The sequence below is a fragment of the Thermaerobacter sp. PB12/4term genome (assembly GCF_003403315.2).
In the GTDB taxonomy this organism is placed as follows: Bacteria; Bacillota; Sulfobacillia; order Thermaerobacterales; family Thermaerobacteraceae; genus Thermaerobacter.
This window is the reverse complement of the sequence record NZ_CP048407.1, coordinates 1,840,571-1,855,985: the sequence shown is the minus strand read 5'-3', so window position 1 is coordinate 1,855,985 and position 15,415 is coordinate 1,840,571. Positions and strand designations below refer to the sequence as shown.

10 protein-coding genes and 1 CRISPR repeat array (1 of these 11 only partly in view) are annotated in these 15,415 nt (G+C 72.1%); of the genes, 4 read left to right on the top strand and 6 right to left on the bottom strand.

Annotation, left to right across the window (positions count from 1 at the left end):
* A CRISPR array of direct repeats spans window positions 1-41; the repeat unit is 31 nt; unit sequence GTCAAACCCGAGTCATAGGTACCCTACAAAC; it reaches 262 nt to the left of the window's first position.
* A 378-nt stretch (window positions 42-419) separates the two neighbouring features.
* Complete coding sequence (locus DYI95_RS13105; protein ID WP_116900368.1) at window positions 420-2,417, top strand: VWA domain-containing protein; 1,998 nt, start codon at window positions 420-422, stop codon at window positions 2,415-2,417.
* Window positions 2,418-2,448: 31 nt separating this feature from the next.
* Here DYI95_RS13105 and DYI95_RS07680 read toward each other — a convergent pair whose 3' ends face one another.
* The 6 genes from DYI95_RS07680 to DYI95_RS07655 all read right to left on the bottom strand — a co-directional run bounded on the left by DYI95_RS07680 (window position 2,449) and on the right by DYI95_RS07655 (window position 11,447).
* Window positions 2,449-5,508 (bottom strand): beta-galactosidase trimerization domain-containing protein, encoded by a 3,060-nt coding sequence (locus DYI95_RS07680; RefSeq protein WP_116900369.1) that lies wholly within the window; start codon window positions 5,506-5,508, stop codon window positions 2,449-2,451.
* Window positions 5,509-5,523: 15 nt separating this feature from the next.
* Window positions 5,524-6,609, bottom strand: coding sequence for a glycoside hydrolase family 130 protein (locus DYI95_RS07675; RefSeq protein ID WP_116900370.1), 1,086 nt, complete (start codon window positions 6,607-6,609; stop codon window positions 5,524-5,526).
* A 22-nt stretch (window positions 6,610-6,631) separates the two neighbouring features.
* On the bottom strand, window positions 6,632-7,486 hold the full coding sequence (locus DYI95_RS07670) for a carbohydrate ABC transporter permease (protein WP_243149680.1): 855 nt from the start codon (window positions 7,484-7,486) through the stop codon (window positions 6,632-6,634).
* On the bottom strand, window positions 7,374-8,483 hold the full coding sequence (locus DYI95_RS07665; protein ID WP_243149679.1) for a carbohydrate ABC transporter permease: 1,110 nt from the start codon (window positions 8,481-8,483) through the stop codon (window positions 7,374-7,376). The genes DYI95_RS07670 and DYI95_RS07665 overlap by 113 nt, the downstream gene beginning before the upstream one ends.
* Window positions 8,484-8,712: 229 nt before the next feature.
* Window positions 8,713-10,065, bottom strand: coding sequence for a sugar ABC transporter substrate-binding protein (locus DYI95_RS07660; RefSeq protein WP_116900372.1), 1,353 nt, complete (start codon window positions 10,063-10,065; stop codon window positions 8,713-8,715).
* A 128-nt stretch (window positions 10,066-10,193) separates the two neighbouring features.
* Window positions 10,194-11,447 (bottom strand): ROK family transcriptional regulator, encoded by a 1,254-nt coding sequence (locus tag DYI95_RS07655; protein ID WP_116900373.1) that lies wholly within the window; start codon window positions 11,445-11,447, stop codon window positions 10,194-10,196.
* Window positions 11,448-11,729: 282 nt separating this feature from the next.
* On the opposite strand from DYI95_RS07655, the gene DYI95_RS07650 reads away from it, so the two are divergent.
* From DYI95_RS07650 to DYI95_RS07640, 3 genes are all read left to right on the top strand, one after another.
* On the top strand, window positions 11,730-12,617 hold the full coding sequence (locus DYI95_RS07650; protein ID WP_116900374.1) for a MoxR family ATPase: 888 nt from the start codon (window positions 11,730-11,732) through the stop codon (window positions 12,615-12,617).
* Window positions 12,618-12,919: 302 nt separating this feature from the next.
* On the top strand, window positions 12,920-14,266 hold the full coding sequence (locus tag DYI95_RS07645; protein ID WP_116900375.1) for an XdhC family protein: 1,347 nt from the start codon (window positions 12,920-12,922) through the stop codon (window positions 14,264-14,266).
* Window positions 14,263-15,411, top strand: a complete 1,149-nt coding sequence (locus DYI95_RS07640) for a pseudouridine-5'-phosphate glycosidase (RefSeq protein ID WP_116900376.1) — start codon at window positions 14,263-14,265, stop codon at window positions 15,409-15,411. The genes DYI95_RS07645 and DYI95_RS07640 overlap by 4 nt, the downstream gene beginning before the upstream one ends.
* Window positions 15,412-15,415: the final 4 nt, after the last annotated feature.

Sequence of the window (15,415 nt, the reverse complement as noted above, 5' to 3'; positions counted from 1 at the left end):
GCGCCGCGATGTCAAACCCGAGTCATAGGTACCCTACAAACCCGTTATTCGCCCCGCCGAAGCCTTGTCCTTCTTGGCTTCACCGACGGCAGTGCTGTCGATCCAGAAAATGGTCAACTGGGTCCTCATGTATGCAAATAGGCGACGAAGCCTTGCTGGCAAAGGGGTGGAAAAACGTGGGTCCTGCTGTCGACCTCCAGGGGTTTGGGGGAGTTCGGAGGTCGACAGAAAACATTAGGGTAGGTGGACAATGACTGCGGCAACGGTTACAGAAACACCTACGGGCGCGGCTGCACGAACAACCGGAAACCGCTGCATAACAAGCCGGTCCTGCGGACCAGCCCCGAAAAGAGCGCCGAAGACATCGCCGAAAGGATCGCCGAAAGCATCACCGGAAACATGGCTGGGGGGATGATCCCTTGGAGGCGCCGTCCAAGACCTTGCGGGACCACGTGATCCACCTGGTGCGTCGCTTGCGGGCCGCGGGAGTTCCCACGAGCCCGGCCGACGCGGTCAACGTCCTCGCTGCGCTCGAGCACGTGGACCTTGAGGATCCGGCGGAAGTGCGAGCGGCCTTGCGGGTGGTCCTGGCCCGCCGGCCCGAGCACCTGGCTGTCGTGGAGCGGGCGCTTGATGCCTTCTTCTGGGGTGAACCGGTGAACCGGCGGTTGCCCGAATGGCTGGCCCGCCGGCGCCCGGGGCAGGCAGGCCCGGTGGCGGATTCAGGCTCCTCAGGATATCCGGGCGATCCCGCCCGTGGCCCCTGGGGGGTGGGTGACGGCGAGCCGCCGAGCGGTGTGCCCCCGTCAGTTGCGGACTTGACCGGCGCATCTGCCGCCAACGCGGCCTCGGCCGGCGCCGCGTCCGCCAACGCCACCGCGGGAGGCACAGCTGCCGCCAGCGCAGATGCCGCTACCGTACCCTCCGCCGGTGCAACCGCCGCAACCGCAGCCTCGCCCAGCGAGGCAATGGCCGCCGCCGGCCCCGGCTCCATCCCCGGCCTGGGTTCCCCGTACGGGCCGACAGGTTTCCCCGTGCATGACCCCAGCCTGGCCGGGGTGGACCCTTTGGTGCCAGACATCACCGCCCTTCCCGGCCGGCCCGGGGATCGATATGACCCCCACGGCTCGGACCTCATGGCCGATCCGGCCGAGCTGGCGGATTACCTCATCATGGTCCTGCTCTCGCCGGCGGGCACCGTGTCCCTGGCGGGGCCGGACGGTGCCCCCGGTGCCCGCGGTGACGCCACCGGTCCCGGCCCCGATACCCCCGGCGGCGGCTGGGGTTCGGGAGCTCAAGGCGCAGGCAGCCCGAATCCGGATGACCCGCACACCGCAGGGCATGAGCCCAGCCGGGGCCCGGGCCAGCGGGATGCGGGCGGGCACGATCCCACGGCTGCGGGTGCGGGAGGCGAGGCGCCGGGCGGCCAGGGGCCGAGCGGCCAGGGACCCGGCGGCCAGGGAGGCAGCCCCGGGTCAGAGGACGCGCCAGCCAGCAGCCTCGCCTGGCGGGCACGGGCAGGAGGAAGCCCCGGGGGCTACAGCCCCCTGGCTGTCCTCACCCGCCGCGACGTCCATGTGCTGGACGACGCCAGCCGCCGCCTGGTCATGGCCGCGGCCCGCGAGCTGGGGCGCCGGCTGGCCACGCGCCCGTCTCGCCGGTTCGTCCGGGCACGGAAGGGCCCCATCGATGGCCGCCGTGCCCTCAGGGAGGCGGCCCGCAAGGCGGGCGACCTGTTCCGCTGGCCGCGCCGGCGCCGGCGTCCCGGCCAGCTGCGCCTCGTCGCCGTCTTGGACGTGTCCGGGTCGATGGACGTCTACAGCCAGCTCTTCCTGCACTTCCTTCACGGCCTGCAGCAGCAGGGCGGGCGGGTGGAAACCTTCGCCCTCGGAACGCGGCTGACCCGGCTGACGTCTGTCCTGCGCACCCCGCGGCCGGAGATCGCCATGGCCCGGGCCGCGACGGTGACCGTGGACTGGTCCGGCGGAACCCGGCTCGGCGAGGGACTCTGGGCCCTGGCGCAGCGGTACGGCTATTTGCTCGATCCCGACACCGTGCTGCTGGTCATCAGCGACGGGCTCGACCGGGGCAACCTGGACCTGCTGGACCGGGCCTTGCGCTGGTGCCGCCGCCGGGTGCGGGCCGTGGTCTGGATGAACCCCCTGGCGGGGGATCCTCGCTACGAACCGCTGGCCCGGGGCATGCAGGTGGCCCTGCCCCACATCGACGTCCTGGCGCCGGCCCACAGCCTGCAAAGCCTGGTTGAACTGGCCTTGTGGCTACGGCGGCATCCTTCGACCTTCCGCCAGCTTCACCGGAGGAACCGGCCCGGCGCCCGCCGGTATCTGTCCCGGACGGGCGCCGGCGCCGGCTCCGGCTTCGGCCGGGAGTTCGGCCGGGGTGTCCGTCATCGTTGAGCGGGCTGTTCAGTACCTTCGGACCTGGCTGTCAACTGTGATGAACCTGGATCGCAACATCTGGATCGCAACGGGGGATCTCCTGGTCCAGGTCTTCGATGCGAAACACCCGCCAGCTGCCCGGTTCCAGCCGCACGGGGGGCGTTTGCCAGCGCCCCGCCTCGCCATGGCTCGCGCCATGGCTCAAGGGGTAGGGAGCACCTGCGCCCGCCGGAGGGGCCTCCGCGGCCCAGTTGGTGCCGGGAGCCGGCCTGGCACCAGGGTCGGGAACGGCGGCGCGGGGCCAGGGGGCTGGTACGGGCCTTCGGCCGTTCGAGCGGGCGTAGAGGGTGGCGCCGGTTTCGGCGTCGACCAGCCGGGCAGGTGCCAGCCCTGACAGGACCACGCTCACGGGTTGCGGGTGGTGGCTGACCACCACGAGATAGCGGGCGGGCACGCTGAGAGGGAGGCTTTCGGGCACGGTTCCGGTCGCCCGGCTGCCCGGCCCTGGTCCGCCGGCCCAGGGCTGGCCCGGAGCACCCTGGACCAGAACCCCCACCTCCACATCCGCGTGATCGGCCTCCCATTCAGGGACGATGCCGGCCAGGCGGGCGGCCAGCCGGTACACCTGTTCCGGTCGGGTGCGGCCGGCGGTGGCGAGGCCGGAAGAGCTTGCGGGTGCTTCAGCCCGCGCTTCGCCCTCGGGTCCTGCGCTCCCCTCGCTGCCGGGGCCATCCTGGCTTCTCCCGTACCCGCGGTGTGGTTCGGGCCCGCGGTATTCGGGCCCGTGGTGTTCGCCACCGCTCCCGCTGGCGCCGACTCCGCAGGCGCTGCTCCCGTAGGCGCTGCTCCCGTAGGCGCTGCTCCCGCAGGCGCTGCTCCCGTGGGCCTCGCTCCCATAGGCGCCGGGCGTGCACGCCAGGATCCATTCCAGGGGGTCGGTGACCAGCACCGCCCATCCCCGCCCATACCGGTGGACGAACACGGCCGGTTCCTCCAGGGGCCCTGTGGGGTGACCGCCGTGGGCCGCGGCGGCCGGAGGGTGCACCGGACCCGCTGGGCCTGTGCCGGTGGCGGGGGCCGGGCGGATCCAACCGGCTACGCGGGCGCCGGCGGGCGAGGCCACCAGCCTTTTGCGGGGGGCTGGCCGGGGCGCGGGGATCAGCCGGACCACAGGCTGCAGGCCGGAGTGCGCCAGTGTCCCCAGTGCGGCAGCCCCACCGCTGTCGCGGGGGTACCCGCCGCTCCCAACGCCGCCACCGTCCCAGGGTTCGCTCCCGACCCAGGCCATGCCGCCGTCGCTTCGGGCCCCCGCCATGGCGCCGTTGCCAGCGTCGTTGCCGCCCCCGCCGGCGTCACCGGCCGCGGCGGCACCGTGGTGGACGATCCGGGTACCACCATGGGTACCACCACAAGCGCCGCCGGCCGCCGCAGCGCCGCCTTGGCGGAGCTCCTCGCCGGTCCGGTCCGCGCGACCGCCCGCCTGGTCACCACCGTCCCGGCTGCCCTCGCCGCTGGTCTGCGGCTCCAGGCCGCCCCGCGGCTCCGGACCGCCACGCGGCCCCGGGCCGCACCGCGGCTCCGGACCGCACCGCCTCTCCGGGCCGCTCTGCGGCTCCGGCCGCAGGTCCAGGTCCAGGACCAGATCCCACGGGCCCGGCCCGTGAACGGCTTCCCGCGGGTAAGCGTCCTCGATGCGGATGCCGAAGACGGCCTCCATCCCGGGCAGGGCGGCCCCGTCGTAGGAGAGGTAGAGGGTGCCGCCCTGCTCCACCCAGCGGCGCAGCCGGTTCCACGTCCGGTTGGACAGGCTGTTGCGCCGGGGCAGGCAGGGGACGATCAGGAGCCTGTAACCGGTCCAGTCGGCGTCGGGGCGTACCAGGTCCACGGGCAGGCCGGCCCGCCGGGCCAGGACGAAGGCGTTGAACAGCACGGCGAAGTTGCGCTCCGGCGTGATGTCGGGGTCCTGGTTCTCGTAATAGCGCTCGGGCAGCAGGATGGCCGCGGGGCGCGGGGCAGGCACCAGTCCCTCGGGCAGCCGCTCCAGCAGCCGGGCGAAGCGGCGGAAAGCCTCGCCGGCAGGCTTGGGCCGGCCCTGGTCGTCCAGGATCCCGAAGGCCACCTCGTAGGGAGTGCTGTCGTATGGCAGGTCTTCCTGGCAGCGGAAATCCAGGCCGCACCAGGCGACGGCCCCCATGCTGCCGTGGAGGAGCAGGCTGCCCAGCACGGCACTGACGTAACGGCCGTGACGGGCGGGCGACATCATCAGGGTCGTCCCGCCGAACTCCTCGGCCAGGGCCGGCCGTTGCCCCATGGCGGCCACCAGGCGGTCGCCGAAGGGCACCAGCAGGTTGGGCCGGATCGTCCCCACGGGATCGGGGCACCAGGGCGAGTAGATGGGGTAGAGGTGCATGCAGAGGAAGTCCGCCGCTTCGGCCACGTCGGCAGGCCGGAAGCCGCAGTCGTCCACAAGGGAGGCCACGTGGATCCCCAGGGTCACCGGTACCCAGGGGGTGACGGCCTTGAGCTCCCGGTAGAGCAGCCGGCACCACAGCCAGCCGGCGTCGGGGGAGGGCGGCCGGGCGAAGATGTCCGGCTCGTTGGCCAGATCCCAGGCCAGCAGCGCGGGGTGGTGCCCGATGGCCTCGGCCACGGCCCGGATCAGGCGCACCTGGGCCCGCAGCATGGCCGGGTCGGTGTAGGGGCAGCGACCCCGCCGCCACGGCACGTCCCAGTTCTCTCCGCTCATGTGGCCGGTGAAAAAGGTGGGGATGACGGCCAGGCCGACCCCATGGGCCAGGTCGCAAAAGGCCTTGAGCCGGGCCAGGGCGGTGGGGTCCACGCGGTCCTCTTCAGGCTGGAAGTGGACCCACCTGAGGAAGAACCGGACCACCCGGCAGCCGGCTGCGGCCAGAGCCCGGAGTTCGGCGGCGATGGCCTCAGGCTGCCAGTCTTGCCACATGGCCACCCCCTGGCCGCTGGCCCAGTAGTTGACGCCCAGCCAGAAGGACGAGGCCGGCCGGGCCGGGGCGCCGGGCCGTATGCCGGCACCCAGCGCGGCCCCCGGCTGGGGGGCCGCGCCCTGGATCGGCGATAGGATCTCGCTGGCCAATGGCTTCACCTCATGTCAGGATTGGGGCCGGTACGTGGCCACGCCGATGCGGGAATCGGCCATCCCGTAGTACAAAAACCAGGTGCCGCGGTGCTCGACCAGGCCTTCGACGAAGACCACGTGGTCCACCTGGCCGCGGATCTCCTCGGGCGTTTCGGGTTCAAAGAAGGGGATCTCCGACCGCCAGATCAGCTTGCGCGGATCCTTCAGGTCGAACAGCGCCTGCCCCGCGGCGTAACGTACATAGCCCGAGCCCGCGGGTCCCCCGTAGGCGGGGGGCTCGCCAGCGGCTGCCGGCTCTTCTCCCTCGGGCCAGGTAGCCGGGCCGGCGGCCTCGTTCCCGGCCATTGCGGCTTCGACCCGCCTGCGGACCCGCGGGGCGTCCGCCAGGCGGTGGGCGGCGTTGTAGATCAGCAGGATGCCCCGGTCCGTGACCAGGGGCGAGGGGCCGGGTTCGACCAGCAGGGTGTCAAAGGCGTCGCCGGCCGTGCGGACCTGAAGAACCGGCTCGGGTTCCGGCTGCCAGCGCAGGCCGTCTTCGGAGGTGGCGATCCAGATGGAGGTGTCCCCGAAGTACATCACGTAGCGGCCGTTGATCTTCACCGGGCAGATGGCCCCGGACTTGGACCAGACCCGGCCCGTTCCCCCGTCCCATTCGGGGAACAGCACGCCGTGCTTTTCCCAGCGCACCAGGTCGTCCGAGGTAGCCAGGCAAAGGCGGGCGGAGGTGCCGTCGTAGGCCGTGTAGGTCAGGAAGTAGCGCCCGTCGATGCAGGCGACCCGCGGGTCCTCGCAGCCGCCGGGCAGCTCGTACGGTTCCGTGGGTTCCAGCACCGGGTCGGGGTAGCGCTCGAAGTGAATCCCGTCGTCGCTGACGGCCAGGCCGATGCGGGACGTCCCGTTCCACTGGCCGGGGCCCGTGTGGTCCTCGGCCCGGTAGAGCATGTACACCCGCCCGTCTTTGACCACCGCGGCAGGGTTGAAGACGTCCTTGGCCTCCCAGGTGGTGCCCTGGGGACCCAGGATGGGGTTCCCGGGGTGTTTCGCAAAGGGCCCCAGAAGATAGGCCCTGGCGTGCTGTGGATCGAGAACGCGCAGCAACCGGTACAACTCCTTTCCGGAATCAGCCCTTGGTCCCGCCTAGCCGGATTCCCTCGATGAAGGCCCGCTGGGCCAGGGCGTACAGCACCAGGATCGGCAGCGCCACCAGCAGCGAGACGACCATCATCAGGTTCCACATGGGCGCCTCGCTGCCCGGTCCCAGGGAGGTCTCCAGGAACTTGAGCCCCAGGGTCACGGGGAACTTGTCGGGCGTGTTGAGATAGATCAGCGGCGCCATGAAGTTGGTCCAGTTCCCCTGGAAGGCCAGCAGGGCGATGACCAGCAGGGCCGGGCGGACCATGGGCAGCACCACGTGCCGCAGCACCTGCAGGGGCCCGGCCCCGTCCAGCACCGCCGCGTCTTCGAAGTCCCTGGGCAGGCTCAGGAGGAACTGGCGCAGCATGAAGACGCTGGCCGGCCCCCAGGCGAACCAGGCAGGCGCCGTCAGGGGGGTGAAGGTGTCGAGCCGCCCCAGCTCGCGCCAGATGAGGAAGGTGGGGATCATCCCGATCACGCTGGGCAGCATCATGGTGCTCAGCATCAACATGAACAGGAAGTGGCGCCCGCGGAAGTTGAAGCGGGCAAAGCCGTAGGCGACCACCGCCACGCTGGCCACCTCGGCCACCGTGGCCAGGATGGTGATGAACAGGCTGTTCAGGAAGAACCGGGCAAAGGGCAGGGTGGTCCAGACCTCCACGTAGTTCTCCCACCGCACCGGCGAGGGGATCCACTGCGGCGGGTAGACGTAGAGCTGGTCCCGCCCCTTAAGCGACGTGCTGATCATCCACAGCAGGGGCACCAGCACGAAGGCGCCGCCGAAGGCCAGCACGAAATAGGTGAAGGCGTCGGCCAGGCGCCTTTGCACCTCGCGCGGCACGGTCCTCACCTCGCACCTCGCTCTCGTAATACACCCAGAGGGGTGACGAGCGGAACACCAGCAGCGTCAACCCCAGGATCACCAGCAGGAAGACCCAGGCCATGGCCGAGGCGTAGCCCATGTGCCGGAGCCCGAAGGCCTCCTGGTAGATGTAAACCTGCAGGAAGGTGACGGTGGAGCGCGGCGTTTCGATGAAGAACGCCTGGGTGAACATCTGCAGGGCGCCGATCAGCCCGGTGACCAGCACGTAGAAAAGGGTCGGGCTGAGCATGGGCAGGGTGACGTGGCGGAACCGGCCCCAGCCCGTGGCGCCGTCCACCGCCGCGGCATCGTAGAGCTCCCGCGGGATGTTCTTCAAGCCCGCCAGCAGGATCACCGTGTTGGCCCCGAAGACGCCCCACAGGCTCATGATGACGAACCCCGGCAGGATGGTCCCCGGGTCCAAAAACCAGCGGGGCTTCTCCATGCCGAGCAGTGCGTAGACGGGCCCCAGCACCGCGTTGACCAGCCCATCGGTAGACAGCAGCCAGCGCCAGAGCACCGCGGTGGCTACGGCGGGAATCACGGCGGGCACGTAATACAGCGTGCGCCAGAACCCCACGCCCTTGATGTTGCGGTTGAGCAGCAGGGCACAGGCCAGCGACCCCGCGATGCCCAGGGGCACGCTGAAGAGCGCATAGAGGGCCGTGAACTTCAGGGACGCCGCGAATTTGGGATCGTCCAGCAGGCGGGCGAAGTTGGCCAGGCCGACCCAGCGGGGCGGCGTGAGCACGTCGTAGTCGGTGAAAGCCAGGTACAGGGACGCGACAAAGGGGAAGAGCTGAAAGGCCATAAAGCCCACCAGCCACGGAAGGACGAAGGTGAACCCCAGGGCGGTCTCCCGGCTACGCCCCAGGGCCCGCAGGCCGGCGTAGACCAGCAGCATCAAGATGCCCAGCAGGATGACCGTCGCCACATAATCCCGCAGGGCGTCCACGTACCACGACCACACCGCCACCCCCTCCTTTCCGGCAGACCGGCGGCGCCGCCCGGCCTCCGGCCGATCCCGCGGTCGTCCCGGGACGCCGGCCCCCGGGACACGGTTCGCCCCCGATCGGCCAGCTCGCCCATCGCGCGCCACGTCACTCGCCGGGGGCCGCGGGGGCCGGCCCTCCGACCGGCCCCCGCGACCGCAGGGTCCTTGCCCGGCCCCTGCCGGGCGGCGCCGCCGCCGCCGGGTTCTAAGGTCACGACTCCTGCTGCAGGATCTTCTCGAGCTCAGGCCGCACCTTGGGGGCCAGTTCCTCCGGCTTCCCCTGCTTGTGGAACAGGGGATCCAGATACTGCTCCCACAGGGCCTGATCGAAGGCCTTGTACTGGGGCACGATGCGCAGCGGCCGCATGAACTCCAGCGACTGCAGGATCACGTCGGCCGCCTTTTCCTTCCGCGGCTCGGACTCCAGGAGGTGCTCCCGGGTCGCCAGGGACTTGCGCGGCGCGACGATCTTCCAGTGGTGGATGCCTTCGGTCAGCTCGATCAGGGCGTCGATGGCCTCTTCCACGTGGGGCGAGCGGGCGTTGACCACCGTGGCCGCCGTCCAGGCGAAGGTCACCCGGCCCTTGGGGCCGCTGGGCACCGGCGCCACGCCCACGTCCAGGTTGGGCACGCGGTCCAGGTCGTCGGAGGCGCCGCCCATGAACATGGCCACCTTGCCGGCCTTGAACATGTCGGCGAAGCCCTGCTCCGCGATGACGTCCTCGGGCACCGCGTACTTGGGGTTGTAGATCAGTTCCTGGTAGAACCGGGCCGCCTCCAGGGCCTCCGGCGAGTCGATGGGGGCCGTGCGGCCGTCCTCGCCGACGATGTCGCCGCCGGCCTGCCAGACGAACATGGCGAAGGGCGGCCAGCCGTTCATCGTGAACCCGTAGACGTCGGGCTTGCCGTCCCCGTTGGTGTCGCGGGTCAGCTTGGCCGCGGCCTCCTTGAAGGTGTCCCACGTCCAGGTCTCGTCCGGATACGGCACGCCGGCCTCGTCGAAGAGCGCCTTGTTGTAGTACAGGACCACGGGCTGGGCGATCCAGGGCAGGCCGTAGACCCCGCCCTCATGGGTGAAGGCGCCCAGGATGGGCTCGAAGTAGTCGCTCAGGTTGGCCGCCGGCCGAGAATCGCCCTGGAGGTGCTCATCCAGCTTGAGCAGGACGCCGGTGGCGGCAAAGGGGATCACGTCTTCCTGGGCCAGCCAGAAGAGATCGGGGGCGGTGTTGCCCGCCAGCATGGTCTGGATCTTGGTGGCGTAGTCGCTGGGAATGGGCTCGTGGACGATCTGCCAGCGGTCGCTCTCGGCGTTGATCCGGTCCAGGATGGCCTGCAGCTCCTTGGCTTCCTCGGCATGGGCCCAGGTGGCCAGGCGGATGGTCACCTTCTCGCCTCCGGGCCCGCCGGCGGCCGGCTCGCTGCCGCCGGTCGAACCGGAGGGCTGGCTGCCACCGGCGGACGGGAGCGAGCAGCCGGTGGCCAGCACGGCCGTGGCGAGCAGCATGGTCAGGGTTCGGGCCCAGCGGCCCAGCGCCCGCTGCTTGAACCAGGTGACGAGGTTCACCGTAGCTCCCCCTTTTCGCGCCCGGCTCCGGCTCCGGGCGGAGTTCGTCTGGACGGGACCCCCCTCCTGGGGATCGCCTGCCGCATCGTCGCAGCAGCCCATCCCTAAAGGGCGGGTCGCCTCGTCGGTCAGCCCCCGGCCCCCTGGGGCACCGGCCCCGAGGGGGGCAGCGCCTCAGCACCCATGGTGAAGGGCGACTGGAAGAGACCCTGCAGCGCCAGCAGCGCGGCCCCGCGGGCCACGCTGGTTCGACCCAGCTGGGTGGTGGCCAGCTTCACCTCCCCCGTGCCGAACCGGCGGCGCCCCAGCTCCCGGCGGGCCGCCTGGAGAAAGGACGGGCTGCGGATGGACCTGCCCCCCAGGACCACCACTTCGGGGCTCACCAGGTTCGCCAGGATGGCCAGACCGGCGCCCAGGGCCCGCCCGCCCCGGGCCAGCACCTGGCGAGCCAGGGGATCTCCCGCCGCCTCGGCCGCCAGGAGGTCCTCGAAACCGGCGGGCGCCGGGCCGGCAGGCTCGTGCCGGAGGGCGGTGAAGCGTTCCAGCATGGCATCGGTGGAGGCGATGGCCTCCACACAGCCCCGCCGGCCGCAGGGACAGGTCGGGCCGCCCAGCTGCACCGGGCAGTGGCCCAGCTCGCCGGCGCCGCCGGCCCCGCGGTAAAGCTGGCCCTCCAGCACCAGGCCCGCGCCGACGCCCGCGTCGGCCAGGACGAAGGCCAGGTTGCGGCTCTGGGGATAGCCGAGCACGTGCTCCGCCAGGGCACCGGCATTGGCGTCGTTTTCGATCCAGACCGGCACCCGGAACCGCTCCCGGAGCAGGTCCCGCAAGGGCACATAGGACCAGCCGCGGAAGTTGGGCGGCTGGATCACCGTGCCGGCACTGGCGTCCAGCGGGCCGGGCACGCCCACCCCGATGCCCACCAGGCGCCGGGGATCCACCCCGGCCTCCTTCAACAGGCCGCCCGCCATGGTGGCCAGCCGGGCCACGTCGTGCTCGGCCGTCTCGGCCCGCGGCTGGCCGGCCTGGGCACGGACGCTGCCCTGCAGGTCGCTGAGCACCACGGAGATCTGGTCCCGGCCCAGCTCGGCGCCCAGGACGAACCCGGCCTCCGCCCGCAGGTGCAGCCGGGTGGCGTGGCGCCCACCCGTGGCCTGCTTCTGGCCTTCCTCCACCAGCCCGTCGCGGATCAACTGGTCGACCAGCCGGGATACGGTGGGCAAGGCCAGCCCGGCCCGGCGGGACAGTTCGGCCCGGGACAGCGGCTGCTGGCGGAGCAGGGAAAGGATCAGGGTGCGGTTGTGGAGCCGCAGCAACTGGGGCCTGCCGGAAGGTGCGGCCAGGCCCTTGTCCTTGCCCTGCTGTGCGGGCCGGCGCTTCATGGTGCGGTGGCGGACCTCCCAAGATTGTTGCTAACGGTAAATAACTTAGTTGAAACCCGCCCCGTTTCCTGCCGGCCCCGGCTCCTGGGGCGGGAAGGGGTGGGGGCAAGGGGGCGGGGCGGTGCCCGGCGGCCGGCTGCCAAAGACCTGAGCCGGCCCCCCGAAGGGCCGTGGAAGCTGCCGGGCTGGGGGGAATCGGGTGGCGGGCAGCGAATGGCCTTTCCTGATGCAACCCAACGGAGCACGGGGTGCGGAACCCCAACCTGCGGGAGGGACACGGGGGTGCATGAGGCCGTTCAGGACATCCTGACCCGGCTGGAGGAACGGGGCTACATCGGCGACCGGTCCATTGCCACGGCGATCCACCTGGCGATCCGGCTGGAGAAGCCCCTCCTCATCGAGGGGCATGCCGGCGTGGGCAAGACGGAGATCGCCCGGGTGATGGCCGATGTCCTGGAGACCGATCTGATTCGCCTGCAGTGCTATGAAGGGCTCGATGCTGCCTCCGCCCTGTACGAGTGGAACTACCCCCGCCAGCTGTTGCGGATCCGGATGCAGGAGGGTGACCGGCGGGATGCGGCGGAGCGGGAGGCCGAGATCTTCTCCCCGGAGTTTCTGCTCAAGCGGCCGCTGCTTGACGCCATCACCCGGGAAGACCGGGCGCCGGTGCTCCTCATCGACGAGGTCGACCGGGCCGACGAGGAATTCGAAGCCTTCCTGCTGGAGGTGCTGGCCGACTTCCAGGTCACCATTCCCGAGCTGGGCACGATCCGGGCGCAGCACCGGCCCTTTGTCGTCCTCACCTCCAACCGGGTGCGGGAGCTGTCGGAGGCGTTGCGGCGGCGGTGCCTGTACCTGTGGATCGGCTACCCTGACTTCGCCAAGGAGACGCGGATCGTGGAGGCCCGCCTGCCCGGCATCAACCGGCGGCTGGCCGAGCAGATCGTCCGGTTCATCCAGAAGCTCCGCACCCTCGGGTTGAACAAGCCGCCGGGGGTGGCCGAGACTCTGGACTGGGCCCGGGCGCTGGTGGCCCTGCACCGGGACGAGCTGGACGAGGAGACGGTGGAGGCGACCCTGGGCTGCGTCCTCAAGCACGTGGAAGACGTAGAGCGGCTCGACCGGGGGGAGCTGCAGAAGATCCTGGCCTCGGTGCGGGGCGAGCCGTAGGCCGGCGTTGAGGGCGCCGTGGGGGCCGGTGTGGGGGCGGCGCCAGGCGGTACGGTTGGGGGCGCCCTTCGGGCCGGCGCCGGGCGGCGGCGGGGACGGAGCGGGGCGACGTCGGGTTGGCCGGCCTCGGAGCCGGGGCCCGGCGGTATGGCTCGAGGTGGCGTGGGGGCCGGCGGTGGCCGGCGTGGGGCCGGCGGTGGGCGAGGTCGGGTTCGCCGGCGCCGGGGGTGGGTAGGCGGCGCGGTGGATACGGAGCGTCGTACGCGAGGGCCTTCGGGAGAGTCCGGGAGAGGGGTGGAACCATGGAGGCGGTGACGGCAGCCATCCTGGCGGCCCTGGAGGAGGGCCGGGCGGGCGCGGTGGCGACCATCACCCGGGCGCGGGGGTCCACCTACCGGCGGGAAGGGGCCCGGATGTGGATCCCCGCCGCAGGGGAGCCGGTGGGGAGCCTGAGCGGCGGCTGCCTGGAGGGCGACGTCCTGGCGGTGGCGGCGGAGGTCATCGCCACGGGGCGACCCCGGCGGGTCGGGTACGATATGACGGCCGACGACGATGCCCTCTGGGGCCTGGGTCTGGGCTGCAACGGGGCGGTCGACGTGCTGATCGAGCCGCTGCAATCCGGACACGGGCAGGTGCTCCGCTGGCGGGAGCAGGGGCATCGCCTGGCCGTGGTGGTGCCCCTGCCCCCCCTGGAACCCCGGGACCCGGCGGGCGCCGAGCCGGCAGCGGGCGCCGCGGGCGATCCGGACGCGAGCGGGGCGGTGGCCGGCTGCGGTACGGCGTGGCCGGGCGAGGGGGACGGCGTCCCCCGTGAAGCCGGTGATGGCGCAGCCCCGGGAGCCCTGCCGCCTGGGACGGCGGGGGATGGCGCGACCGGGGCCGGCGCGACGGGGGCCCGCGGGACCGGCCGCCCGGCGGGGGGCGGCGCCGGCCGGTCGGTCCCCCGCCGGCAGCTGGTGGTGTGGGCGGACGGCAGCAGCGAAGGCTCCCTGGGCTCGCCGGAGCTGGACGCCCACTGCGCCGCCGCGGCCCGCCAGTGGCTGGCCGCCGGCCGCACGGGCACCCTGGCCGTGCCGGGCGGGGGCGAGTTCTTCATCGAGGTCGTGCTGCCGCCGCCGGTTCTTCTGGTTTGCGGGGCCGGGCACGACGCGGTGCCCGTGGTGGAGACGGCGGCGCCCTTGGGCTACGACGTGGTGGTGGCGGACAGCCGGCCGTCCTTTGCCCGGCCGGACCGGTTCCCCCGGGCGCGGCGGGTGGTGCGCACCCACCCCGAGGACTTGAGGCGCCACGTCACCCTGGATGATCGCACCTTCGTGGTCATCATGACCCACAACTTCTTGCAGGACGCGGGCTTTCTCGAGGCCGTTCTGGACAGCCCGGTGCGGTATATTGGCCTTCTGGGCCCCCGCCACCGGGCGGAGCGGCTCTTGGAAGAACTTCGCCGGCGCGGGATCGAGCCGGCGGAGGAACAACTGGCCCGGATCCATGCCCCCGTGGGGCTTGACACCGGGGGCGAGACGCCCGAGGAGATCGCCTGCAGCCTGCTGGCGGAGGTGCAGGCGGTGCGGTACGGCCGGAAGGGCGGGTTCCTCCGCGACCGGCCGGGCCCCATTCACCCCCGGGCCGAGGAGGAGCGAGCACGAGGATGACGTCCCAGACCCCGTCCCAGACCCCGTCCCAGGGCGGGGCGTCCCCGGCGCGACAGGAGGGCCCCGGCGGCCCACCGGCCCCGACCGGACCAGCGGCGCCACCCGCCCCTTCCCGGAGCGGGACTCGCACCGGGCCCCAGGGCGGGTTCCAGCCGGGTTCCCAACCGCCCCGGTTCCACCTGGGGGACGAGGTGCGGGAGGCGCTGAGCCGGGGCCGGCCGGTGGTGGCCCTGGAGTCGACCATCATCGCCCACGGTTTTCCATATCCCGACAACCTCGAGATGGCCCTGGCGGTGGAAGAGGAGGTCCGGCGGGCCGGTGCCGTCCCGGCCACGGTGGCGATTCTCGACGGCTGCCTGCGGGTGGGGTTGAACCGGGCGGAACTGGAGCGGGTGGCCCGGAGCCCCGACCTGCCCAAGGCGTCCATCCGTGACTTGCCGGTGCTTTGCGCCCTCGGGCGCAGCGCCGCCACCACCGTCGCGTCGACAGCCCAGGTGGCGGCCTGGGCGGGCATCGACGTGTTCGTCACGGGCGGCCTGGGCGGGGTCCACCGCGGCTGGGGGCAGACCCTGGACATCTCGGCCGACCTGCCGGCCCTGGCCCGGCTGTCCCTGGTGGTGGTGTCGGCGGGGGCCAAGACGGTGCTGGACGTGGCGGCGACCCTGGAGTACCTGGAGACCCATGGCGTCACGGTGCTGGGATACGGGACCAGCGAGTTTCCGGGCTTTTACCTTCGCTCCACGGGACTGCCCGTGGACGCCCGCATCGACTCCCCGGACGATGCGGCGGCGGTGCTGCGGGCCCGGCGGGCTCTCGGGCTCCCGGGCGCCGTGGTGGTGGCCAATCCCATTCCCCTCGCCGACGCCGTGGACGAGGCGGAGTTCAACCGGTGGCTGGCCCAGGCCGAGGCCGACCTGGCGGCAGAGGGGGTCAAGGGCAAGGCGGTCACGCCCTTTCTGCTGGCGCGGCTCCACGCCCTGAGCGGGGGACGGACGGTGGCCGCCAACCGGGCCCTGGTGCTGAACAATGCCCGGCTGGGCGCAGCCATTGCCCGCAGCCTGTGCGGGCTCCCGCCCTTCCCGGCCGGCCCCGGGCCGGAAGAACCAGCCGCCCGGGGGCGGGGAGGGCGGCCGGCGCTGCGGTGACCAC